A 21,692-nucleotide genomic window follows, 5' to 3' on the forward strand; every position below is an offset into this window, starting at 1 on the left:
CGGCAACGCTCCGTGCAACCCGAGGCCGCGCACCGAGCTGTACTCCGCTATTCGCTGCACCGAGACGTCGAGGTTGGAGGAAACCTTCCCCCCCCCCCCCCCCCCGGGGGTTTTTCCCCCCCCCCCCTTTTTCCCCCCCCACCACGAGGTCGAGTGTGAGGGCCTGTATCAAGGTCGGCAGCGATGCGTTGACGCGGTGGTCGTGGCGCTCCCCTACTACGTCGGCTGGGGACGATGCAGGTGAACTGCTGACCCGAAGCTACTGCGTGTTGGCATCGGGAAGCTGGTCGCGCTGGTGGACCGACCGGACCGGGGTGCGTTCGGCGGCAGGGTGGCACCGTCGCCGCTGTGAAATGCCTGCGACACGAGATCCGGGCTCTGATAGACAGCGCTGGTGGGCCGACACGAACTCGCCGCTCTCGCGCACAACGACCACCCGATATCCGCGCCGTTGAGCGACAGCACGGTGGCGCACCTGCTCCAGCGGGCCATCCGCGAGCAGGACGATCACCTGCTTGATCTGGGTTGCGGCGACGGCACCTGGTTGCTGCGCGCGCTGTAGGCGCATGACGGTGTAACGGCTGTCGGAGTCGACATCTCGGGTGAAGGCTTCGACAACGTCCTGGATGAGGCGGCCCGGCTCGGTCTGGCTGATCGGCTGGAGCTGCGCCGCCAGGACGTGGCCGAGTACCGGTCGGCCAGGAAAGCGGACGTGGTGCTCAGCGTGGGGGCTGCCTACGCGTTCGGCGGGCTGCTGCCCACGTTGGAAGCCGCTCGGGAACACCTAGCCGATGACGGGGTGCTCCTGCTCGGTGATTGCTTCTGGGAGCACGAACCGGATCCCGCCGTCCGCGCGGAACAGGAGAACGGTCCACAGAAGTACGCGGATCTCCCGACCACCGTGGCCCAGGTCATCGCCGACGGATGGACACCGATCTACGGGTACATCAGCACCCGCGCGGAGTGGGACGAGTACGAGTGGTGCTGGACCGGCACCCTCGCCAACTGGGCCCTCGACAATCCCGAACACCCCGACCACGACCTCGCTCTCCAGATGTCATCGGACCACCGAACCAGCTGGCTGGGCGGCTACCGCGGATTTCTCGGGTTCGTCGTGCTCCTGCTGCGGCGCACACCCCCATCGGTATCGACCGAGGTGTGATGAGAGGGAACCCGCATGACGCTTCCAGCGGATGAGTGATGCTGTGTCGAGCAGGACGCGGATGACGTCGTGGTGCGGCGCGCTGGCAGTCGGGCTGCGATACGGGACCTAGTTGCTGGCATCGGAGACGCGGAGCACTTCGCTGTTGCCAGTCCTCGTCAGTGCCTGTCGTCGGTAGCGACGCGTCGGATGGCGTCGCCTTCTGTGAGGAGCATCCCGAGTTGGCTGCCGCAGTCCCAGTGGACGTGGACGGTGCCGGCGTCGTCGATGAACGTCACAGTGCCGAGCATGCCAGGGACCAACGTGGTGTGCGGGTCAGCGCAGTGAATCAGCTCAACCCGGTCGGCTGGCTTGAACGTGGGCATGTGTCTCCGATCAGGTTGTGACCACAGTCAGCAGGTGTGCCGACGGTTCTGTTGGGCCGGCGCATCGCAGCTGGCACGGATCGGAACCTGGGTGGTCCGTCTCGCTGCTGAGGACGCATTCGCTGTTTCGGCCTTGAGTTCGCCCATGGCTGGGTTGCGCTGGTTAGCGAGGCTCACGACTTGCGCAGCAGCGGTTCCCGGGTCTCGGTCGCCGAGTCACGGACGCACCCCCGGATCGTGACGCCCGGCGTGCCGTGCCCTGGCGTCACGTGGTCTCGTCGCGGGGTCGGAACGTCGGCGGGTTCCGGCGGTAATGGGGTCCTCTCCGGTGTGACCGGGTCAGTCTGCGTCCACGATGACGCGCGGCTCTTTGACGCCTCGCGCGATTCCGTTGTGGATGTGGTGCTGGGATTCGCTGCGGGTCCATCCGGCGATGCCTTCGTGTTCGGCTGCCGCGGTGAGCAGGGCTGTGACCGCCTCGTGTTCCTCGAGCCACCGAGACCCGATGAGCTGTCCGAGTTTGATCGCGGCGACGAACAGTGTGTGGGCGCGGTTTCCCACCTGTGCGTGTCGAACGTTGGCGATTTCGCCTTGCACGGCGGCTGCGACGTAGGCGTCCGCGCGGCGGGTCGACAGCGGTGCACTACCTGCGGCGACGGGAAGCGCCGGCGCCGGAGGCGGGGTGAGGGCGTACACGAGCCACTGCGGCAGCGGCGCGAGTGCTCGGACGGGCCGCGCTGGCCGATACAGGCGCCGTGTGCCCTGGATGCGGCGGATCGACCCGGCGGCGATGACGGTGCCGCCGTGGGCGCGGGTGTCGATGTGCCAGCCGAGCCTGCCGGCGGTGTTGCGGAGCTCGACGTCGGCGGGTGCGGTGAAGTAGCGGTGTTCTCCGCCGGAGGGGGTCCAGACGCGGTAGGTGTCGACCGGGTCGGGCTCGCCGAGGTCGTGTGCGAGTAGCCGCAGGACGTCGCGGCCGTGCCGGGCGCCGCGGTGTGCCCACTGGTGTGGCGGTTGTGTGCCGCGGGCGGGGTCGAGATCGAGGACGACTATCCCGGCTCGACGGCAGGAGATGGCGACGTTGTACGGCCGTTGTGTCCACCATGCGGCGATCTGTGCGCGATCCGTGGTCGCGATCAGGTCCCAGTCTTCGAAGGCGGGTACTTTGCCGCCGGGAACGGCCGGTACCACCGGCCATCCCCTGGCTGCTGCGGCGAGCGCGGCCTCATGCCGTGGCAGACGCGATCCTGAGCTCATGACGGGCGCTGTCCCTTCGGTTCGTGCGGTTCAGGCCGAAGGAGGCTGCGGCTGGTCGGGCCGCCGATCGCCGAGGCTCCGGCAGATGACGATCGGAACCTGTTCGGCGACGCGGTTCAACGCGATGCGCAGTGTGAGCTGGGCCGGGAAGTATCCGTTCCATCGGGCCGGATTGTCGTGGTGGTGGGTGGATGTGGGTGCCGGCGGGCATCGTGAGTCGATCTGGCGGACGGCGGCGCACAGCGTTGTGCTGTGTTGCCGTGCGTCGAGTCGGAGCGCGTAGGCCGCGTTCCAGGTCTGTGGACTCGGCTTCGAGTCCAGGGCGGTAATCCGCGCCCGCGCATCGTCGGTGAGTGGCTTTCCCAGGCTGGTGAGCCGGTCGAGAAGCCGGTCGAGGGCTGTCATTGACGTCGGTCCTGTCGAGTTGACACGCGTGGTGACAGGGCGGGAGGAACAGTGGTTCGGGCGCGGGCCACCCGCGTGTAGCGGAAGACGCCTCACGCCCGAAGCCACTGTCCTGGTGGCCGGTCGCGAGATCAGGCGGAGGCCGGGCCGTCGGTTGCGGCGGTGACCGGGGCGGCTGCCGGATCCTCTCCGGGATGGGAGGTGGCCACGTCCGGGGAGCCGACCAGATCGTCGAACATGCGGATCTGGTCGACATCGTCCGCATCCTGCGGCGCCGCCGGGTTGCTCGGCGCGCCCTGGGCAGACTCCGCTCCTGGATCCGTCGCCGGCTCTGGCGTGGTGGCCGGCTCCGGGGTGGTCGCCGGTTCCGTCGTGTCGCTGGTCTGCCCTGCGCCGGGTGGCTCGGCAGCGGCAGCGGTCGTGGTCTTGTTACGTCCGAGGAGCATCAGCTCGATCTCCTGCATCGGCTTGCCCAGCTCCTCGAGGACGGTCATCAGCAGCACCGCTTCGCGGGACCTGCTTCGCCACGCGTCCTTGCTCAGGTTCTCCTCGACGGCGAACAGCCACATCGCGAGGTTGATCATCTTGGCTCGCTGCTCGCTCGCACCCGCACACAGTTTCTGCAGCGCGTCGATGTCGCCACCGGGCTTGCCGTAGATGCTGGGCCTGAGCGGGATGCGCAGCATCTGACACACCGTGGCGTGGCCGCGTTCGCTTGCTCGCTTGAACTCATAGCCCGCCGCGGCCTGCAGCTGGGCGAGCCGCCGGTGGTACTTGAAGCCGGACGGCAGAACTCCTGTGAGCAGGAACTCCGAGGTCCATTCGATGCGTGGCGCGGTCGCGTCCCGCCATTTCGGGTTGTTCGCCCGTGCGGAGTTGTGGTCGGCGAGCTGCTGCGGGGTCTTCGTACCCGAGGAGGCAGGTGGCTCGACCGCCCCGATCGGGGCGTGACGCCGTGCGTGTCCGTAGAGCCGGTAGTCGGAGCAGACCGGCTCGGTGACGGCCCTGCGATGTTTGCCGAAGCCCTCCAGGGAGATCAGCACGGCGTGTCCCGGACACTTCTTGTGGGCCGAGGTGGTGAGCTCGCTGCCCGGCTCGTGTCCGGCGCTGGGGCGCAACTTCTGCAGTTGCATGGCCTTGTCGTCGTCGAAGGCGTCGTCTCGTTCGGTGAGAGCCGTGACGGCGGAGCCGGTGAGCTTGGCTTTCGCCCGCTCGACCAGGGCGACATCAGCGCGTTTGCTCCGCAGCTCGCGGGCCTGGTAGTTGAGGTTCCTGCGCTGGTTCTGCGCTGTGGCCCTCAGGACTTCGAGGGCCTGTTCGTCTCCGTCGAACTCGGCAAAGATCGCCATCTCGTCGATCGTGAGGTCGTAGTCGGCGGCCTGAACCGCCGCTGTCGACCGTACGGTCGTGACGATCTTCTCCGCTTCCGGCAACTCGATGTTGCGTTCTTCCGCAAGCTCTTCCGCTGTGACATCGAGCAGCACGAGCTGCTGCAAGGCGAGGATCTTGTCCTTGTGGCTGATGTCGCTGCGAAGCTCGTTGATCCTGAGCTGGCTGAAGATGCGCTCCACTTCAGCGCTGCGCTCGTCGGAGACCTCCGTCGGCTTGACGAGCACCAGGACGGACTTCACACCGCCCTCTCGTGCGGCGAGGGTGCGCATCTTGCCGTCGTGGACCTTGACACGGTTATGCTCGTCACGGCGGGCCTCGATGACGAGGTCGACGCCGTTCTTCGCAACGGACCGGAAGAAGTTCTCGTCTCGTTCGATGTCGTTGCGGGTGTTGGACTCGATGCCCTCACCGAGGTAGAGCTCGTGCGGGTCCATTTCGAGCAGTTCGTAGCCTGCCGCCGTGAAGATCACCTTGATGACGCCGTCACCGGAGTGAGGTGACAGCGTCTCGGAGGCAACGGCTTTCGCTTCCGGTGCGGCTTTCAGGCGTCGTGCCTGGTTTGTCTCGCCGGACTTGGTTGTGGCCATGCGTGTAGTCCCTTCTGTGCAGCTGGATGAAAGAACGGAAAGTCCTCCATGGACTCCGATTCGGGCCCGCGTGAGCTCCTGCGCTGACGTGGCGGAAGGAGGCGAGGCGTCCCGTGCGCTCTGGCGGAACGTGGTCAGCGAGGCAGCCCGGCGTGCCTCTGCATGTCGGGCAGGCGAGAACCGGCGCTGGCTGCTCTGCCGATGCCCGTCAGCGGGGCTTGGCGGTCCAGGCACGGCTGCGGGCGACTGCCAGGTAGACGGCGCCGCTGTGGTTGAGGAAGTGCTGGTAGCCCGCGGGATCCGTCCAGTACTGGTCCGTGACGTCCGGCGTGCGGCCCCGGCGGATCAACGCCGTCAGACCGGCGACCTTGTCTTCGAAACCCGCCCAGCCGATGTTGTTGGACCGTTGCGAGGTCGCAAGCAACGTCTCGTAGAGAGCGTGCTGGCTGCTGTCGAGCTTGCCCACGAGACCCATCAGCGTCAGACGGTGGTGTTGCTCGGGGGTCGGCCCCCACAGTCCCACGGCGGAGTGGTTCACTCTGCCGAGGTGGTCGACGTACATGATCACCAAAACGTTGTTGTGGAAGTTGCGGGGGTGCGGCTTCCTCCACACCTCGATTCCCTCGGCCGTGCGGGCTGTGCTCTGGTGGACGAAACGCTGGAACCCCTTGTTCCTTCCCCGGACGCCCGTTTCCACCCAGCACCGGATCCGGCTAGGGGTTCCGCCCGGCGATCGGCCATCGACCACGTAGGCGGTCTCCGGGCTGACGTGGCCGGCAAGAACAGCTTTCACAGCACCAATCGGCTGCGGAGTGGGCACATCCATCCCTTCGGGGAAAGTTGATGATCACCTGCGTGAACGGCGACTCGTGACCGCAAAGCGTGCTGTGGTCACGGCGGAACACGGACGGGTGACGTGCATGGCCGGGGCAACCTCGGCGAGCGACCGCGGCACGGTGCTTGCCAGGCCGCCTAGGCTGAGATCGGTCGGTCGGTTCGACCTCGGAACGGACGCCAGCCGAACAGCCGCCGATCTGTCCGTTATGGACATAGATGGCCACGAATCCGGTCGTCACCACGTCTGCCCGTCATTGCGGGGGGCAAGGTGGACAACTCGTAGAGTCGTGCGACGCCGAGTCGAACGACGTCAACCCGAAGCGTGCGCCGGGATCCGACCGGCTCAGACGTACGCTTACTCGTCGGAGTCCTCTGCCAGCATCGCGACCGCTTCGACCCCTGCCCGGTGCACGAGGTGACGAAGTACCGCAGACGGCGTGGCGCTGTCGATGGCAAAGCGCAGCAACTTGGTCAGCCCGTGTCCGGGCGCCGCCTCGACTGCGGCGTCCAACGCCATCGAGGCCAGCGCCCCTTCGCCCCGCAGATAGGAGTAGAACGCCGCTAGGACAGCAGGTTCAGCACGGTACGGGGCTGGACACTCTCGGGTGAGCATGAAGAAAAGATGCTCAGCGGCTGTTGCATGCTCTTCCGCGGCGAAGGACAGGGAAGCGTCACGGACCCGCTCATCGTCAAGGGCCATAGCCATGCGCGCGATGAACGCATCGTCGGCCTCGAGATCGCCTCGTGCCATGGCGTGAACGGCGTCCCGAACCAAAGCAAGTGCTTCTCGAGAGGAACACGCCCACGTCGAGGACATGTCGCCGAGCAGTGCGGCCCTGCGGGCGACGTCGTGCTCGGAGGCCGTGGCGACGTAGCGCGCCAGTTCCGACCGCCTGGCATGGGTCACCACCCCGGCCGCGGCGCTCTCAGCGGCCAACTCGGTTGCCGATGGGTCAGGCAGAGTACCGGACACGTCGCATTCCCCGCAGTAGCAGCACCACCGTGCACCCTCTGCACAGGCTTCAGCCCAGAGCGCAGCCCCGTGAGCCAGATGGTCGTCGCCCAGCAAGCGGTGAAGTGCGTCGATCAGATCAGCGTGCGGCGGTGTGCCGGCGGAGGTGAGCGCGCCACCCCCGAACACCGCCACGATCGCAGTGACGTTCTCTCCCTGGCCGAGAACGATGTGGGCAATCTTCTGAGCGAAGATCTCGGATTGGGTCGGATCCGGAAGGTCGATCCTGAGCGTCATGATCACTTTTTGCTCTTCACAGATCATGCAGACCAGCGAGTTTTCCGGAATGAAGCCGAGCAGCGGTGGCACGCTGGCAAGCAGCGTGCTGATATCGGAGCAGTGGACCATTGCCTTTTGTCCTTTAGGAACGCTGCTGCCAGGTGGCAGCAGCTCGGGATTCGCCTTGATTGGGCGGGTTTTCGATGCACGCCTGCCACACGGTCGGATGCCGACCCGAATGGCCGGCAGGCGAGCGAACGCGAAATCAGCCCTGCCGCGTGTGTCGTGATGGACGAGTCGCGGACCGAGCACTACGACCATCGCGCGGCGTTGTGGATCATCCGAGTCGTTGTGCTCGAAAGAGGGGCCCTGTTGCAAAAGGGATCCGAAGACACGACCCAAGCGGCACGCCTACGGACGCGGAGGGCACTCCAGCGAATGTTCGGAGACCGGTCCGACTGCTGTGCAGGAGGCTGACAGGACTGCACCTCAAGACCTGCAACGGTGGCTTGTCAATCCACCGGAGATCCGGCCCATCGCGTCCGAAGACAACGACTGGGGAGCCGCGTCACGCGAAGCTTCTCAGCGCGACGTACGTAAGTGGTCCTCAAGCATCCAGCTCAGACGCGCTCGGATTTCGCCGATCGCCGGTCAGAGCGGCACGCCACCGCACGTCCTACCGGCCGCAACCGAGTTATACGTAAAGGTCACGCGAGGAACGTCGCGATCTCACCTTGGTCTGGTGTCACTCGATGCCGGGTGTGGTGCGATCGGCAACCTGGCTGACCGCACAGCCGCGCAGGGAGTCGATGACCTCGGCTGTGGAGCCGACCGGAATGGCGAGGCCGGTTCGCATCATCTCGTGACAGCCGACCGAACCCGCCGAGGTGATCGGCCCTGGCACCGCCATCACGACGCGCCCCAACCTCGCTGCGGTCTCCGCGGTGTACTTCGCCCCGCTTCTGCGCCCGGCCTCGACTACAACGGTACCCGCACCGAGTGCCGCGATGATCCTGTTCCTGGCCAGAAAACGATGCCGCGCCGGCGCCACGCCCGGCGGGTACTCGCTGACAATCATGCCTTCGCGAGCGATCCTTCTCAGCAGACCGCCGTGCCCCAGGGGGTAAGCGAGTTCCGGGCCGCACGCGAGCACCGCGACGGTAATCGCGCCGGCGCCCAGCGCACCGCGGTGTGCTGCACCGTCGATGCCATACCCGCCGCCAGAGACAATCGTCGAACCCTGTTCCCCCAGAACGTGTGCGAACTCGCTCGCCACGTGCTCGCCGTAGCCGGTAGCGGCGCGCGAGCCGACCATCGCGATTGCCTGGCCGAGCACGTCTGACAGGTTGTGCGGACCGCGTACCCACAGTGCGAGTGGCTCGCCCAGGTTTCGCAGGCCGTCCTTCGGCTGTGACAGGGCAGCCAACTCGCCTTGCGGCCAGTCGGGGTCCTCGGGGATGACCAGCCTGCCCTGACACGAAGTGATCTGTTCCAGATCTCGATGAGCACGGTCTTCCGCATCTCGAGCAGACACCGTGTTCTCGCCGCTGAAACCGGGATCACCCGATCGAACTCGGTTCGATGCTTCGACCGGACCCAGTTCGGTGACAAGAGTGGTGAGAGCGTCGCGGTCGACCTCGGCCACCCTGGACAGGTGTGCACGGGCGAGGCGGATGTCATCGTTCGAGGCCATGGTGAACTCCGTCGTTGTAGTGGCTGGTGCCGTATCGATCGGCTTGGTGATGAGGAACGGCGGCCCTTCGAACACGCGGTGCCGCGTCGCATGCTGTTGCGGTCGTCAACATCACTCGGTTGGGGCGCAATCGGACGGAGCGGGCCAGTGACGTTCCCCCGTAGGGCGCGGAATAGGCGGTGCATGTACGCCAGGTCATAGACATGCGCTCGCTCACGCCCCATGCTGCGAGCAAGGCGGTTCGCGGCACGCTCGACCAACACAGACCACTTGTCCTCCTTGACGACGCTGCCGCACGTCTCACATGCCAACCAGTCGCCCATGCTCATGTCCATCAGCAAGTTCGGTACTCGGAAGTTTTTGGCTGGCAGCGCAAAGCTAGCCTTCCTTCAGCGCAGAAATCACACTTCCCGCCTTGGAAGTCAGCCGGCACCGGAACGGGGACGATCTCGTGGTCGTCCGGAACGCTTCGAGGGTGTTGAACGCCTATGCCGCCAGGCCATGTAACGATGTTCAGGACGCTCTGGCAGTTCTGACAGATGAATTTCACAGGAGGTTCAGTCACGTGAGAGTCCTTTGACGACGTTGCTCGTTCTCTTGGCAGGAACGAGGTTGCGCGGTGGGCATCTGCGCGGAGGGTCATCTCTCTCTGACCGCCGCTTCGGTTGAGCGCGCTGTGCAGTCGTTGTTCACGCTCGTGTCAGTGGCGCATGGCGGCGACACGCACACAGATCGAGCCGAGCGTGGTGCGTACATCGGCTTCGAACAGATCCCATGGCTGGGCCACAGGCCATGCCCGGCACGCATGCGTGTGTGCTAGCGGGCTCGCCAGGCCAGGCTCTCGGGATCGAGGATCAGCACGCTCTTGTGCATGACCTGCACCCAACCGCGGTCGGCAAAGCGCGAGAGGACCTTGTTGACGGTTTCTCGGCGGGCGCCGACGTACTGGGCGATCTCTTCCTGGGACAGTTCGTGATCGACCTGGATGCCCGCGGGGTGCGACTCACCGAACCGCGTGGCGAGCTCCAACAGCACCTTGGCCACACGCCCAGGCGCATCCGCGAAGATCGCCTCACCGACCATGGTGTTGCAGCGTCGGAGGCTTCGAGCAAGCAAGCGCAGCAGGTGCTCTGCCAGTTCGGGATGAGCGTTCATCTGTTGACGTAAGTCCGCGCGCCCGATGCTGATGGCACTTACGTCGGTCACCGCGGTGGCGGTGGAGGCACGGGGTCCCGGGTCGAACACCGACAGTTCGCCGAACATGTCGGGCGGTCCGCAGATCGACAGCAGGTGTTCCCTGCCGCCATCAGTGCTGCCGACGATCTTCACCTTGCCGGACCGCATGATGTAGAGGTGTTGGCCGGCTTCTGCCGACGTGAAGATTCTTTGGCCGCGTGAGAACCGAACCTGATCTCCGGCGTGTCTGGCGAGCTTGGCAAGAACCGGGTCTGCCGGGGGGATGACGATGCTCATCTTGATTCCTTTGCAGCGCGAAACCGGACTCACAACGGGGGCTGGGTGCTTCCTGTACGGAAGCGCTCGAGAAACGAAGGCCCGCAGACCCACCGCTGCGGTGCGACGACACCGGTAACAGCGGTCAGAGACGAGGGAACGCAGAACGCCTACGAGCCAGCGATCCATCACGGTCACCACGGTGCCCAGGTCACGGTCGAGGACCAGGCGGACGCAATCGGCGTTGGGCCTGATTGACGGCCGGAACAACGCGTGGCCATGCACGGTGTTGGTGGTTCGCCGCCTCGGCGTGGCGAAGCACAGAAACCCGATCCTGCTGCAGACACAGCGGTCACGGCATGGCCTGATCGCCGATGAGCTTCTCGCTGAGCGGTTGAACACACCGCGGTGACCTTCGTGATCGAACTCCTGCGACGCGCTCTACCGCTCGCACTGGCGAGTGATAGCAGTTCAGCTCAGGAACCGTCGTGGTCGCCTGGCTGCCTGTCCCATCTCCGCACCCGTGGCCGGACACGAAGTGGCTTGCCGATGGGTCCATTCACATGCGGCATCACGATCACGTCGGTGTGCGTGGTCCTCGCGCACTCCGCCGGGTTCAGGTGATGACCGGACGGGTTGCGGCACACCGATCGGCGATGCGGAGGCACTGGCCAGCGGTAGTCGCAGCTGCTCGCATGGCGGCCCGTGGACGCTGTGGCATCTCCCGGCACAGCCCCCGCGGACGGGCGGTAGTCGGGGTGTACCCGTGCAACCCGCACGCCCAGCCGGGCATCCGCCTGTTGGTGACGCGCAGGAAGGTGCTCGATCTCCAGCAGTGGGGATCGCGTGCGTGTGTTCTTCTGGGACAACAGCTGCCAGCAGGTGTAGAGCACGTTGAGCCACTCGTCGCGAGAATCCCGCTTGGGTGCTGCCGGCAGGTGCGATCCCCAACGCAGGACGATGTCGCCGTGCATCTCCAACTCCGGCACGGCACTGAGCATCTGCGCCTCGTACACCTGCGCCGCGGTCACGACGCCACCAGACGAGTCCGTCCACAATGGCTCGTCATGGTCGAAATGGTCGTAGAGGTCACCTACAGCGGTGTAGAAGTTCACCCAGACGCCGTCGAAGTTGTCGTCCACCGGTAAACCGACACCGAACGGGCTGCGCCGGTACCACTGCACGCGCGGCCCGTCACCGGTGGCTTTCCACGTCGACCAGGCGGCGGCGACAACAGGTGTGGTGATGGTCAGATCGCGGCGAACCCGATCCCACAGGCCATTGGTCAGGTCGTGTACCGACGCAGTCGTACCGCCGATCGGCTCGTCGAAGACGATGAACCCCGACTCGGAAGGCAACCGGTGGGCGGCGGCGGGCTCGATCGGCGCAGTTCGGGCGATCGTCAACGCGAGACTGGTCATATCCGACGTCGCGTGCCAGATCGGCGTGGGCGCCATGAGCCGCTCAGCTTCGGCCGCGCACAGAATCCGGGCCTGGGCCAAGTGGTGCCGCTCATCCTTGCCGCTGCCCTGCTCGTCATACACGCCAAGAACCTTCGGCATGAAGTGGGAGTTCCCGCCACGCCCCAACAGCTGCGCGACGATGTCGTGATAGTCGTCGCTCAGCAAAACATCGACCTGGCGGTCCCGCATCGCGGGCAGATCCCGTGAACGACGTGGCGTCCACCCGTTTCCTGCCCTGGAAGATTGATGTTGCTTGGTCACAGTGGTGTCCTTGTCGGTGATGTTCTGGCTGTCGGCCACGCGAGCAACCCGAACGACGGCACCTCCCACCACGCAGTCGAACCGGTCATGCCGGCACCTGCTTGGCAGGCCTGGGCGCATGCGCCGCCGGGACCGCAGTTACGGGGAGGCAGCCACCGAAGGAAGGGCGGATCGGCTAACGGCAAGACCGGCTCGAAACCGGAGAACGGGATCGACTGCCCATTCAGCTGCTTCGCTGTCGGCAGCGCTGGTCCCCGGATCAGCTTGCGGGAGCAGGGACCTCGAGGTCCGAGTCCGTCGGATTGCCGACCGTCGCTGCCGGTCGCGTGCGTGAGAGCTCGTGTACCAGCCTCGCGGCATGGCGGACGGTGCGAGCGTGGCGGTGAAGGCCCCTGCTACCGATATTTTGACGCGGTCCCGTACATCCGGGGCCGTGACCGATCACGATGTGCAGGTGCCAGAGACCAGGTCTCTTCCGGGCAGAGCCATCGGAAAGGCCAGCGGTGCTTCGAGCACCAGAACGCAGGTGCTCCCGAAAACGCTGTGGAATCCCCTGCCACCGGCGCTGTGACCGGTCCGGTTTTGTCAGCGACGATCCCACACGCGGGGCTCGTCGGGTACCAAGGTGCGCGCTGGCCTGGTCCGTCGCCAGCGGGTGGTTGCGGCTGAACGTGCATCAGTCGCAGCCACCCCGCGTGGTGGATCAGGTGCTTCGATGGGTCATCGATCGTTCGGCGCCCAGGAGAGCAGCCCAGCTACGGAAGTTCGCGGGCAACGACGTTCGGGTCGCACCCCACCCTCGGAAGCCGAGCTCGGATGGCAGTCGGAGTTCGTTGCATGCGCGTGGCGAGGTCGCGGATGCGGTCGACCGCGTTCGCGGTCCCAGGCTGCAGCCAAGCGTCCCGCAGCTCATCGTCGAGAGCTTCGCTCCAGGGACGGTTCGCGTTCGCAGCGCGGTCAGAGCGACCTTGCATGCGCCCATGCGCGGCGAGAACGCGGGTGACGAGTTTGCCGACCAGGACGCTGTCCTCCACAGGAACTTGGAGACGGCCATCGGCAACGACTCTGCCGGCGTTGTCGGCTCCCAGTAGATCCAGCACCAACGGCTGCCCAGGATCCGTGATCACGCTGACCCGGTAGGTGTTCTCGCCGATCCTGACCTCATTGTCGAATGTGGACGTCAGTTGTCTCACCTCTCTCTGCCGGCATCGCAAGCCGCAGCGACACCATGTGTCTTCTCCGAATCCGGCCAGACAGCCGCCGCGGTCATCCCGAGCGGCTCCAACACGGGTTCACCCCAGGCATGCTTGGAGGGATCGCCGTGCTGAGAGACTTGGTTCGCCGGTCAGTGAGGCTGGCCAGCTGAGCGTTGACGTAGCCGGCACGACCTCGCCGACACAGTCAGCGCACCGAGGCTGCCCATGACTGGGCAGCGACCGAACGAGCGTCGGAGCCTGTCGGAACTTCTGGTGTTCAGAAGGCGGCTGGAGTAGCGGATGCCGGGCCGCGCCCAAAGCTCGCTGCCCGACCGCGTGACAGCGCGTCTCCGACGCGACGTCACGCAAGGACGGCGACGGGCAGGGAGCACGACCGGGATCGTGCAGCACGGCGATCACAACCGAAGCGGGGGCTGCACCTGCTCTTGCGACCAAGCAGTAACGGATATTCGGCGCTGGTGTCGCCGAACCAGGCAGGCCCAGTCCGTGCCGCGCCTCCCCGTACCGAGAACAAGCCCTTGAGCGGCGGCGTGATCTCCGCCTTCGGGACGACACGCATACCCAGTTTCAGGACGGTCCACCCGCGTGCCAGAGAGCACAGCGAATGCGCTCGTCGGCTCGGGCCCGGAACACGTCACCGACATACACCGCGCGAGTCTCACGTGAACAACTTGCCCCGGCAAAGCCGACCGTCTCTGCTCTAGCGTCGCGACACACCACCGCCCAGCACGCCACGCCGCGGCCCGCCCACAACACCGCCTACAGCAGCGAGACGCAGATCGGAGAGTCGATGAGTGTCAAGGTCATCACCATGGTGTGGGACCACGCCCCGGTTTCAGGCTCAGACCTGCTGTTGATGCTCGCTATCGCCGATCAAGCAAACGATCAGGGCACCGATGCCTGGCCTTCCATCGAGAAACTCGCTCGAAGGACACGAATGAGCGAACGCACGGTTCAACGACGCATCCGATGCCTCGAAGCCCAAGGTCTGCTCAAGGTCGACACAGGGGGCGGACGCCGGAGCAATCGCTACGCGATCGACCTGGCGAGCCTCACACAGGGCCTCCACGACGCCGACCACCGACGTCCCCCACCCCCGACACGACGACACCCCCGACATCCCGTCACGGCTGACCGTCCCGACACCCCAGCGGTGACACCTGACCGACACCCCACCCCCGTCACGGCTACGTCACCCGACCCGTCCTACAACGACCTAGATCCACCCCCGCCCGCCCGGACCGACGCCAGTCACAACCCCGAACCCGCACAGGTCCACGCCACGACCCTCGCAGTCCTCGACCGGCTGCGGCAGGCATGGCCACTTTCTCCGCGCGACGAAGAGCAACTCCGCCCCATGATCTCCACAGCAGTCTCCGCAGGAACGCAGCCAGACTCGCTCGCCGCGCACCTGACCGAACGCACTCACGGCGCACGATCGCCACTGGCGGTCATCGCGTCCCGACTCAACCGAATCAATGAAAGACCCGCAAAGTCCAGCCCGAACACGAACTGGCCGCCTTGGTGCGGAAAGTGCGATGGACCACTCCCCCAAGAGCGATGGATCCAGGTTTCAGCACACCAGGTCCTCAGATGCCCGAACTGCAATCCCATGATCGAATCTAGACAGAAGCCCTGAACCCCATCCATAGCCAAGTCGGCTGCACGGCCCACCACACGCATCGCGAAACAATCAAATGACACAACCACTGCGGGCGACCGCACCTCGGACGCATGGGCAGACGAATCAACATGCGGCATCCATGCACCGCACCACATCAGCATCGGCTCAGCCTCCGACAGACCATCCGCAAGACTCGCCCAGCTCGGCACCCATGCCTGCCGATCTTCACCGCATGGTTACCGACGATCAACTACGCCGACGAAGGTCGGCACCACCGCAAGTAGGCCCCAGCACCGGTTTGCACGATTCTCGCGGGCGAGCCGTCCACTGGCTTGCTCAGCCAGATAATTCCAGACATCGACAGTCCGAGCCTATCGGCCACAGCCGAACAGCCGTTGCGCCCAGCAATTGTCGAGGATTCTTTTCTTTGGACTAAGGTATCGCCGTTGCAATACAGGAAAACGATCACCGAACTTCGGCAACGCAGGACATGGATAGTCCTCGTCCGAGTTCATCAACACCGGCAACGCGCGCACACCGGGCCAGCGCCCGCTCGATCGCCGGCTCTCCCCCGCACAGCAGCTGCGCACGACCTGGGCGACAACGGACACCGCGAACCGCACTCGGTCGAGCTCGACGGGACTGAGTACGCGGGGCGTGAAGCATGGCCGCTGGCGGGGGGTGGCCGCGCGGCGACGGTGCCGCTTGTGTCCGAGCACCACATGCCGCGCCGTGCGAACACTGTCCGATTCCGCGGAGAAGCCGCACCAATCCCGACGACGATCGGAAGAGTCTGCAGGGCTCATCGCTCGGCGACGTCACGATCCCCGAGACGCCACACGCATCCGATCGAACATATGTACGATTGCAATGATAGGTTCTCGCGTCATGGATCGGCAGCTTCTCGAACCGTCCCAAGTGGACGGCAATCTCGCTCACAGGTACGACTCGACCGGCCATCTGGTCGCCCTCTTGCCGGCGCGGTGCAAGCTCGGCCGACACACCCTCGGGCACTCCCAGTTCCGGGCGGTCGTGCACGACGGTGAGGCCCTCATCAGCTGCCTGGCGTGCGCCACCGACGGCGCCGATCACTCCTGGCGGCTGACCGCGACTGCGCCCGCTGCAGACCGCGCTGAGCTGTCCGAGGAGCTCTATGAGGAGCTCATCCGCGGCAGGAGGCAGCGAGCGTTGTCCCCGGCAAGGCTGTCGTGACGCTCCACAGCCCGTTCACCGTCTGGGAGGGCGATGACATCCACGGTCACCGACCAGTGCTCACCGGGGTGTCGGTGCGGCTGGACCATCTGTTCGCGCGCCCGCCAGGTGCTCGCCGGCACGTGATCGAGACCGGGCTCGACCTGACCGGTGAGGTGCAGGGCTGCCTGCACGGGCGGTTCCCGGGCGTGGAAGGCGACTGGCTCGGCGTCGTCAACTACGAGATCGGCTACGCAGACGGTCGACGCGACAAGCTGCGCCTGGTCGATCAGTTGGTCCCGTTCCACGTACTTCGCAAGCGCGAGTAGGCGCCACTTTCAGGTGCCTGGCGGCAGCACGACGCTGTCCGGGTTCCTGTCGGGACGCAAGCCGCGCCACGCCGGATGCCGAAGGCGGCCGTCCGAAGTCCACTGCCGGAACTCGACTTCCCCCACCAGCCCCGGTTCGACCCACAGTGCGTCGCGGGCGTGCTCGCGCGGTACCTCGACGTCGAACGGGCTGGTGGGCCGAGCTCGCCGCTCCAACTGCCGCTGTAGATCCGCGAGCATGTCCTGGCTGAAGCCCGTGCCGACATGCCCGACGTAGACCAGCCGTCCACTGGCGTCGAGCGCGCCGAGAAGCAGAGACCCGATCCGGCCTGCGCGGTTGCCCTGCCCTATCCGCCAGCCACCGATCACGACTTCCTGGGTGTACCGTAGTGGCGTTTTCACCCAGGAAGGTGACCGTCGGCCGGGCTCGTAGCGCGACTTGAGCCTCTTCGAGACGATCCCCTCGAACCCGTACTGGCCCGCGACGCGCAGCACGTCCTCCGGCTCGGTGTCCGGGAAGCTCGGCGGTACCTGTACCGCGTGCTCACCGGGCAACCCCAGCTCCACCAGCATCGCCCGCCGGGCGTCGTACGGCTTCGACACCAGCGATCGTCCGTCGAGATGCAGCAGGTCGAACACGAAGTACGCGATGCGGGGCCTGGCCGGCCGCAGCTCCCGCACACGAGGGGTGAGCTTGTTGCGCTGCTGCAGCAGCCCGAAGTTCGGGCGACCGTGCCCGTCGAGCGCCACGATCTCCCCGTCGAGCACCGCCGTCCGGTTGCGCAGCAGGTCGGGCAAGATGGCCAGTTCGGGGAAGCGGGGCAGGAAGTCGAGGTCGTTCCGGCTGATCAGCCGCACGTCAGCCCCTTGGCAGTGCGCGATACCCCGGTAGCCGTCCCATTTGAACTCCACGGCCCAGCCATGGTCTCCTGGCGGGTTGCCCGCAGTAGCGAGCATCGGGCGGATGAGATCCAGGGGCCGGTCAGCCGGCACTGCGTTGCCCATGTCACCGTCCCTTCTCCGCGTTCCTCCGCTTAGTCATGGTCGGCGAGAAACACTGAGGTCGCGACATGAGCCGGTGCCACTGACGCGGGTTACGTGGTTTGTCACCCGGCGTTGCCTTGCGCCGGTGAAGCCCGCCCATCGTGTGACGATGCCATGGGCTTGCGCGGGTTTAATAGACGATCCCCAAGGGTAGGAGCGTTGAGTGCGCCGGACTTGATGATGGAGGGCATCATGAGCGCGGCTGGTGACAACAGGTCGAGAGGACTTGCTGAGACACTCAGCGGAGTAGCGCGAACACTGCAGGCTGAGCCGGGCGTCGACGCGACACTGCGGGCGATCGTCAAGGCGGCCGTGGACTACGTCGACGGCGCCGAGCACGCGGGCATCTCGCTGGTGGAACATCGCAAGATCCATACAGTCGCGCTGACGAGCCACATCGTCGAGACGATCGACCAGCTGCAGTACGACCTGCGTGAAGGACCGTGCGTGGACGCGATCGCCGAGCACGAGTCGTTCCGCACCGGCGATGTCGATCGCGTTGGTGGGCGCCCAGCGCGAGGCCCAGCTCGGTGGTGCGATCGACAACCGCGACATCATCGCCACGGCTAAGGGCATCCTCATGGAACGCCACGACGTCGATGCCGCGTCCGCGTTCCGGCTGCTGGTCGACGCTTCCCAGTCGGCCAACATGAAACTTCACCAGGTCGCTGCATGGCTCGTGCAGAACCGCACCGAAAGCAGGGCCGGCGGGCAGATCGTGGCAGATCAACGCTGAAGCGGCTATCTCTACGGACAGTCGCCCGGAGCACCACCAGCCGCCTTACGGGTGGACGCAGCACGTCCGAGAACCGCATGACGACCATCGTTTCCCGGCTTTCACTGTCGCGGCCACCTGCCTCAGCGGTTGCGACGCAGGCTCAGCACCGAGAGCGTCAACGGCCGGGTCAGCGGCGGCTGGACGGCATCCGGTGCTACGACACCAATGACCAGCGATCGATGGTTGGCTTTGCGGTGGGCAGGATGGCCTTCAGCGTGCCCACCGTGCCCCAGCCCGACGTGAGCGTCGCGAGGCGCTCCTACCCGACCAGGACGGCGCGGGCGGTGGACCGGTACTCGCCGGGGGCTTGGCCCCGCACGCGCTGGAACGCCCGGCTGAAGGCTTTGGGCGAGCCGTACCCGACGGCGGTGGCGATGGACTCCACGGGCTCGTCGGTGTCGCGGAGCCGGACGGCGGCGAGTTCCATGCGCAGCCGCGTCAGGTAGGCGGCCGGGGGCTCGCCGAGCGCGGCCGGGAACCGGCGGGACAGCGTCGCCCGGGAGACGCTGATCTCGGTCGCCAGTCCGGCCGTCGTCCAGGGGTGGGCGGGCCGGTGGTGCAGTCTGGTGAGCGCGTCTCGCACCACCGGGTCCTGCAGTCCGGTCAGCCACGGCCCGGCGCTCTCCGCCGGATGGGCGCGCAGCCACGCCCGCGCGAACTGGACCAGCACGAGGTCGACCAGGCTGTTGATCGCGGCGGTGGTGCCCACCTGGGGCTCGCCCAGCTCCGCGGACAGCAGCGCGATCGTCGCCGCCAACCGGGGCCCCTCGCCGGCCGTCACGTGCACCGGCCTGGGGAACAGCGGGGCGCCGAGCGCGGAGTCCTGCTCGTAGTGCACCGTGAGCAGCCGGGTGTCCACCTCGCCGGTGCCGCGCCGCAGGACCGCACCGTCGGCCTGGGCGGCCGCGGCGGTTTCCCGGTCGCACGCCCCCATCCGCGCACCCGCGCGCCAGGCCAGCCCGTGCGGCGTTCCCGCGGGTAGCAGCACCGCGCCGCCGGCGCCGACGTGCAGCGAGGGCCGGCCGGGCACTTCCAGCCACGCCTCGCCCTCGGCGACCAGGTGCAGCGCGGCCCCTGGGTAGGTCTCCACCCACACTCCCCACACGCCGCCGGCTTCCAGCCGCACACCTACCGAACCCCGCGCCCCGTAGAGCCGCAGGGCGTCTTCCAGCACGTCCACGACTCCATGATGGCAGCGCTTCCGCGCGAGACCCGGCGGTGAGACAAACGGCTACCACCGTGAGTCACCTGGCCGTGGGCCGCGGCGGGCCGCTTCCCGACGATGGAGGGACACCCGTCTCGGAGGAGGAACAGCGGTATGCGCGCGCTCGTGGTCGATCACGGTGACAACGGTCCGGTGCGGTTCGAGGAGGTCCCCGAACCCGAGCCGGGTTCGGGGGAAACCCTGGTCGGGATCCGGCACATCGCCCTGAACTTCGGTGAGCTGAAGTACGTCGCGCAATGGCCGTCCGGAGCCGTGCACGGCCACGACGCGTCGGGCGTCGTGCTGCGCGCGGCGGCCGACGGGTCGGGGCCGGTGGAGGGAACCCGCGTCGTGCTGGGTCTCGCGCAGCACGCCTGGGCGGAACGCGTGGCGGTCGACCGGACGCGGCTCGCGGTCGTGCCCGACGCCGTCGAACTGAGCGATGCGGCCGCCATCGGGGTCGCCGGCGTCACCGCGCTCCGCGTGCTGCGCACCCGGTCCGTGCTCGCCAAGCGGGTCCTGGTCACCGGCGCGAGCGGCGGCGTGGGGCGGTTCGCCGTCCAGCTCGCGGCGATCGCGGGTGCCAGGGTGAGCGCGCTGGCCGGTTCCCCCGCGGGTCTGCGCGAACTGGGTGCCGAGGAGGCCGCCGCCGACCTCGACGAGCTGACCGGCGAGTTCGACCTCGTGGTGGACACCGTCGGCGGCCCGCAGCTGGAACGCGTGTGGCGCAGGCTCGCGCCCGGCGGGGACGTCCAGCTCGTCGGCACCGCCTCCGGCCTGCCCACCTCGTTCCCGGTCGGCGAGCTGTTCGGTTTCGGTGCGCCGAGGACGATCAGCACGTTCGGCGACGTCACCTCCTCGGTCAGCGCGGAGCTCGCCGACCTGCTGGCACTCCAGGCGGCCGGACGCCTCTCCGCGGAGGTCACCCTGCACACGCACTGGCAGCACGTCGACAGCGCGGTGAAGGCGCTGTTGGCGCGAGAAGTGCGCGGCAAGGTGGTTCTGGACGTGTCGTGACCGCCGTGCTCCCGCTCCGGTGGCCGAAAGCGCCTGTCGCTCCCAGGTCGGACCGGTGCCCGGCAGCTCTACCGGCCTACGATCCCCCACCTGGCCGCCGCATCGAGCAGGAAATCTCTACAGAGAGCAGAGGCTCTCCGCGCTTTCAGCGCTGCTCTTCACCCATTCGGCCCTGCTCGTCCTCTACTCACCGTGAGACGCCGAGGCGATCACTGGGCCGGTCGCGGCCTTTCTCCGTGAGAGCGGTTTCACGAACCGAAGATTGGTCCATACCTATTGTGTCAGTCCACACGGGACCGGTCGTATCGCGCACGACCGGCATGACAAGAGGAGTTCCGAATGTCAACACCCCGGTTCCTGAAGCGCGCCGGAGTGGCCGTAGCCGCACTCGCCGCCGCAACCGGCGCGTTGGTGCTGCCCGCCACGACCTCGTCCGCCCAACCGTCCACATCGGACGCTGCTTTCGTGGTGAGCGAGGACCAGTTCAACCAGATCTTCCCCGGCCGCAACAGCTTCTACACCTACAGCGGCCTGACCGCGGCCCTCGACGCCTACCCCGGCTTCGCCAACACGGGCGACGACACGGTGAAGAAGCAGGAAGCCGCGGCGTTCCTGGCCAACGTGAACCACGAGACCGGCGGCCTCGTCTACGTCGTGGAGCAGAACCAGGCCAACTACCCGCACTACTGCGACACCGGCCAGCCCTACGGCTGCCCCGCGGGCCAGGCCGCCTACTACGGCCGCGGACCGATCCAGCTGAGCTGGAACTTCAACTACAAGGCCGCGGGCGACAACCTCGGCATCGACCTGCTCGGCAACCCCTACCTCGTCGAGCAGGACGCGGCCGTCGCCTGGAAGACCGGCCTCTGGTACTGGAACACCCAGACCGGCCCCGGCACGATGACCCCGCACGACGCGATGGTCAACGGCCGCGGCTTCGGTGAGACCATCCGCAGCATCAACGGTTCCATCGAGTGCAACGGCGGCAACCCGGCGCAGGTGCAGAGCCGGATCGACAAGTACACGCAGATCACCGGGATCCTCGGCGTCCCGACCGGCGACAACCTGTCCTGCTGACCCGACGGCGGCGGGGGGGGGGGGTGGGGAGGTGTGGGGGGGGGGGGGGGGAGAGAGGGAGGGAAGGGAGGAAGGGGGTGAGGGGGGGGAGGGGGAGGGGGGGGGG

19 protein-coding genes are annotated in these 21,692 nt (G+C 66.8%); 8 read left to right on the forward strand and 11 right to left on the reverse strand.

The window, feature by feature from the left end; translation table 11 throughout:
- The first annotated feature begins 394 nt into the window (after positions 1 to 394).
- Both ACFWV3_RS19575 and ACFWV3_RS19580 read left to right on the forward strand, forming a co-directional pair.
- Entirely contained in the window at positions 395 to 562 is a 168-nt protein-coding gene (locus ACFWV3_RS19575) for a hypothetical protein (RefSeq protein ID WP_382412791.1), read from the forward strand.
- 117 nt (positions 563 to 679) lie between these two features.
- The gene (locus ACFWV3_RS19580; RefSeq protein ID WP_382412792.1) at positions 680 to 1,162 is read left to right on the forward strand and encodes a hypothetical protein; all 483 of its coding nucleotides are present in this window, start codon (positions 680 to 682) and stop codon (positions 1,160 to 1,162) included.
- 158 nt (positions 1,163 to 1,320) lie between these two features.
- On the opposite strand, the gene ACFWV3_RS19585 is transcribed toward ACFWV3_RS19580, so the two are convergent.
- From ACFWV3_RS19585 to ACFWV3_RS19625, 9 genes are all read right to left on the reverse strand, one after another.
- Positions 1,321 to 1,527: a DUF4314 domain-containing protein gene (locus tag ACFWV3_RS19585; protein WP_382412793.1), complete on the reverse strand. Its 207-nt coding sequence runs from the start codon at positions 1,525 to 1,527 to the stop codon at positions 1,321 to 1,323.
- Between the two features lie 339 nt (positions 1,528 to 1,866).
- Positions 1,867 to 2,784, reverse strand: a complete 918-nt coding sequence (locus tag ACFWV3_RS19590) for a bifunctional DNA primase/polymerase (RefSeq protein ID WP_382412794.1) — start codon at positions 2,782 to 2,784, stop codon at positions 1,867 to 1,869.
- Positions 2,785 to 2,814: 30 nt separating this feature from the next.
- Complete coding sequence (locus ACFWV3_RS19595) at positions 2,815 to 3,189, reverse strand: hypothetical protein (protein WP_382412795.1); 375 nt, start codon at positions 3,187 to 3,189, stop codon at positions 2,815 to 2,817.
- 131 nt (positions 3,190 to 3,320) lie between these two features.
- Positions 3,321 to 5,168 (reverse strand): hypothetical protein, encoded by a 1,848-nt coding sequence (locus tag ACFWV3_RS19600; RefSeq protein ID WP_382412796.1) that lies wholly within the window; start codon positions 5,166 to 5,168, stop codon positions 3,321 to 3,323.
- A 208-nt stretch (positions 5,169 to 5,376) separates the two neighbouring features.
- Complete coding sequence (locus ACFWV3_RS19605; protein ID WP_382412797.1) at positions 5,377 to 5,781, reverse strand: hypothetical protein; 405 nt, start codon at positions 5,779 to 5,781, stop codon at positions 5,377 to 5,379.
- 579 nt (positions 5,782 to 6,360) lie between these two features.
- Positions 6,361 to 7,557, reverse strand: coding sequence for a DUF4192 domain-containing protein (locus ACFWV3_RS19610; RefSeq protein ID WP_382412798.1), 1,197 nt, complete (start codon positions 7,555 to 7,557; stop codon positions 6,361 to 6,363).
- 424 nt (positions 7,558 to 7,981) lie between these two features.
- Positions 7,982 to 9,004 (reverse strand): DNA-processing protein DprA, encoded by a 1,023-nt coding sequence (gene dprA, locus ACFWV3_RS19615; RefSeq protein WP_382412799.1) that lies wholly within the window; start codon positions 9,002 to 9,004, stop codon positions 7,982 to 7,984.
- A 741-nt stretch (positions 9,005 to 9,745) separates the two neighbouring features.
- Positions 9,746 to 10,402, reverse strand: coding sequence for a Crp/Fnr family transcriptional regulator (locus tag ACFWV3_RS19620; RefSeq protein WP_382412800.1), 657 nt, complete (start codon positions 10,400 to 10,402; stop codon positions 9,746 to 9,748).
- 455 nt (positions 10,403 to 10,857) lie between these two features.
- The gene (locus ACFWV3_RS19625; protein ID WP_382412801.1) at positions 10,858 to 12,144 is read right to left on the reverse strand and encodes a hypothetical protein; all 1,287 of its coding nucleotides are present in this window, start codon (positions 12,142 to 12,144) and stop codon (positions 10,858 to 10,860) included.
- A 1,989-nt stretch (positions 12,145 to 14,133) separates the two neighbouring features.
- On the opposite strand from ACFWV3_RS19625, the gene ACFWV3_RS19630 reads away from it, so the two are divergent.
- The 3 genes from ACFWV3_RS19630 (at position 14,134) to ACFWV3_RS19640 (ending at position 16,466) form a co-directional block, all read left to right on the forward strand.
- The gene (locus ACFWV3_RS19630) at positions 14,134 to 14,961 is read left to right on the forward strand and encodes a helix-turn-helix domain-containing protein (protein WP_382412844.1); all 828 of its coding nucleotides are present in this window, start codon (positions 14,134 to 14,136) and stop codon (positions 14,959 to 14,961) included.
- A gap of 873 nt (positions 14,962 to 15,834) precedes the next feature.
- A complete protein-coding gene (locus ACFWV3_RS19635) occupies positions 15,835 to 16,158 on the forward strand; it encodes a hypothetical protein (RefSeq protein ID WP_382412802.1) in 324 nt (107 codons plus the stop codon).
- A complete protein-coding gene (locus tag ACFWV3_RS19640; protein WP_382412803.1) occupies positions 16,155 to 16,466 on the forward strand; it encodes a hypothetical protein in 312 nt (103 codons plus the stop codon). The genes ACFWV3_RS19635 and ACFWV3_RS19640 overlap by 4 nt, the downstream gene beginning before the upstream one ends.
- Positions 16,467 to 16,475: 9 nt before the next feature.
- Here ACFWV3_RS19640 and ligD read toward each other — a convergent pair whose 3' ends face one another.
- The gene (gene ligD, locus ACFWV3_RS19645; protein WP_382412804.1) at positions 16,476 to 17,471 is read right to left on the reverse strand and encodes a non-homologous end-joining DNA ligase; all 996 of its coding nucleotides are present in this window, start codon (positions 17,469 to 17,471) and stop codon (positions 16,476 to 16,478) included.
- 526 nt (positions 17,472 to 17,997) lie between these two features.
- On the opposite strand from ligD, the gene ACFWV3_RS19650 reads away from it, so the two are divergent.
- Entirely contained in the window at positions 17,998 to 18,246 is a 249-nt protein-coding gene (locus ACFWV3_RS19650) for an ANTAR domain-containing protein (RefSeq protein ID WP_382412805.1), read from the forward strand.
- Positions 18,247 to 18,547: 301 nt separating this feature from the next.
- Here ACFWV3_RS19650 and ACFWV3_RS19655 read toward each other — a convergent pair whose 3' ends face one another.
- Positions 18,548 to 19,468, reverse strand: coding sequence for a cupin domain-containing protein (locus tag ACFWV3_RS19655; protein WP_382412806.1), 921 nt, complete (start codon positions 19,466 to 19,468; stop codon positions 18,548 to 18,550).
- 138 nt (positions 19,469 to 19,606) lie between these two features.
- On the opposite strand from ACFWV3_RS19655, the gene ACFWV3_RS19660 reads away from it, so the two are divergent.
- Positions 19,607 to 20,509, forward strand: a complete 903-nt coding sequence (locus ACFWV3_RS19660) for a zinc-binding dehydrogenase (RefSeq protein WP_382412807.1) — start codon at positions 19,607 to 19,609, stop codon at positions 20,507 to 20,509.
- 339 nt (positions 20,510 to 20,848) lie between these two features.
- Positions 20,849 to 21,586, forward strand: a complete 738-nt coding sequence (locus ACFWV3_RS19665) for a chitinase (protein WP_382412808.1) — start codon at positions 20,849 to 20,851, stop codon at positions 21,584 to 21,586.
- The last annotated feature ends 106 nt before the right edge of the window (positions 21,587 to 21,692 follow it).

The organism is Lentzea sp. NPDC059081, from assembly GCF_042738015.1.
Lineage (GTDB): Bacteria > Actinomycetota > Actinomycetes > Mycobacteriales > Pseudonocardiaceae > Lentzea.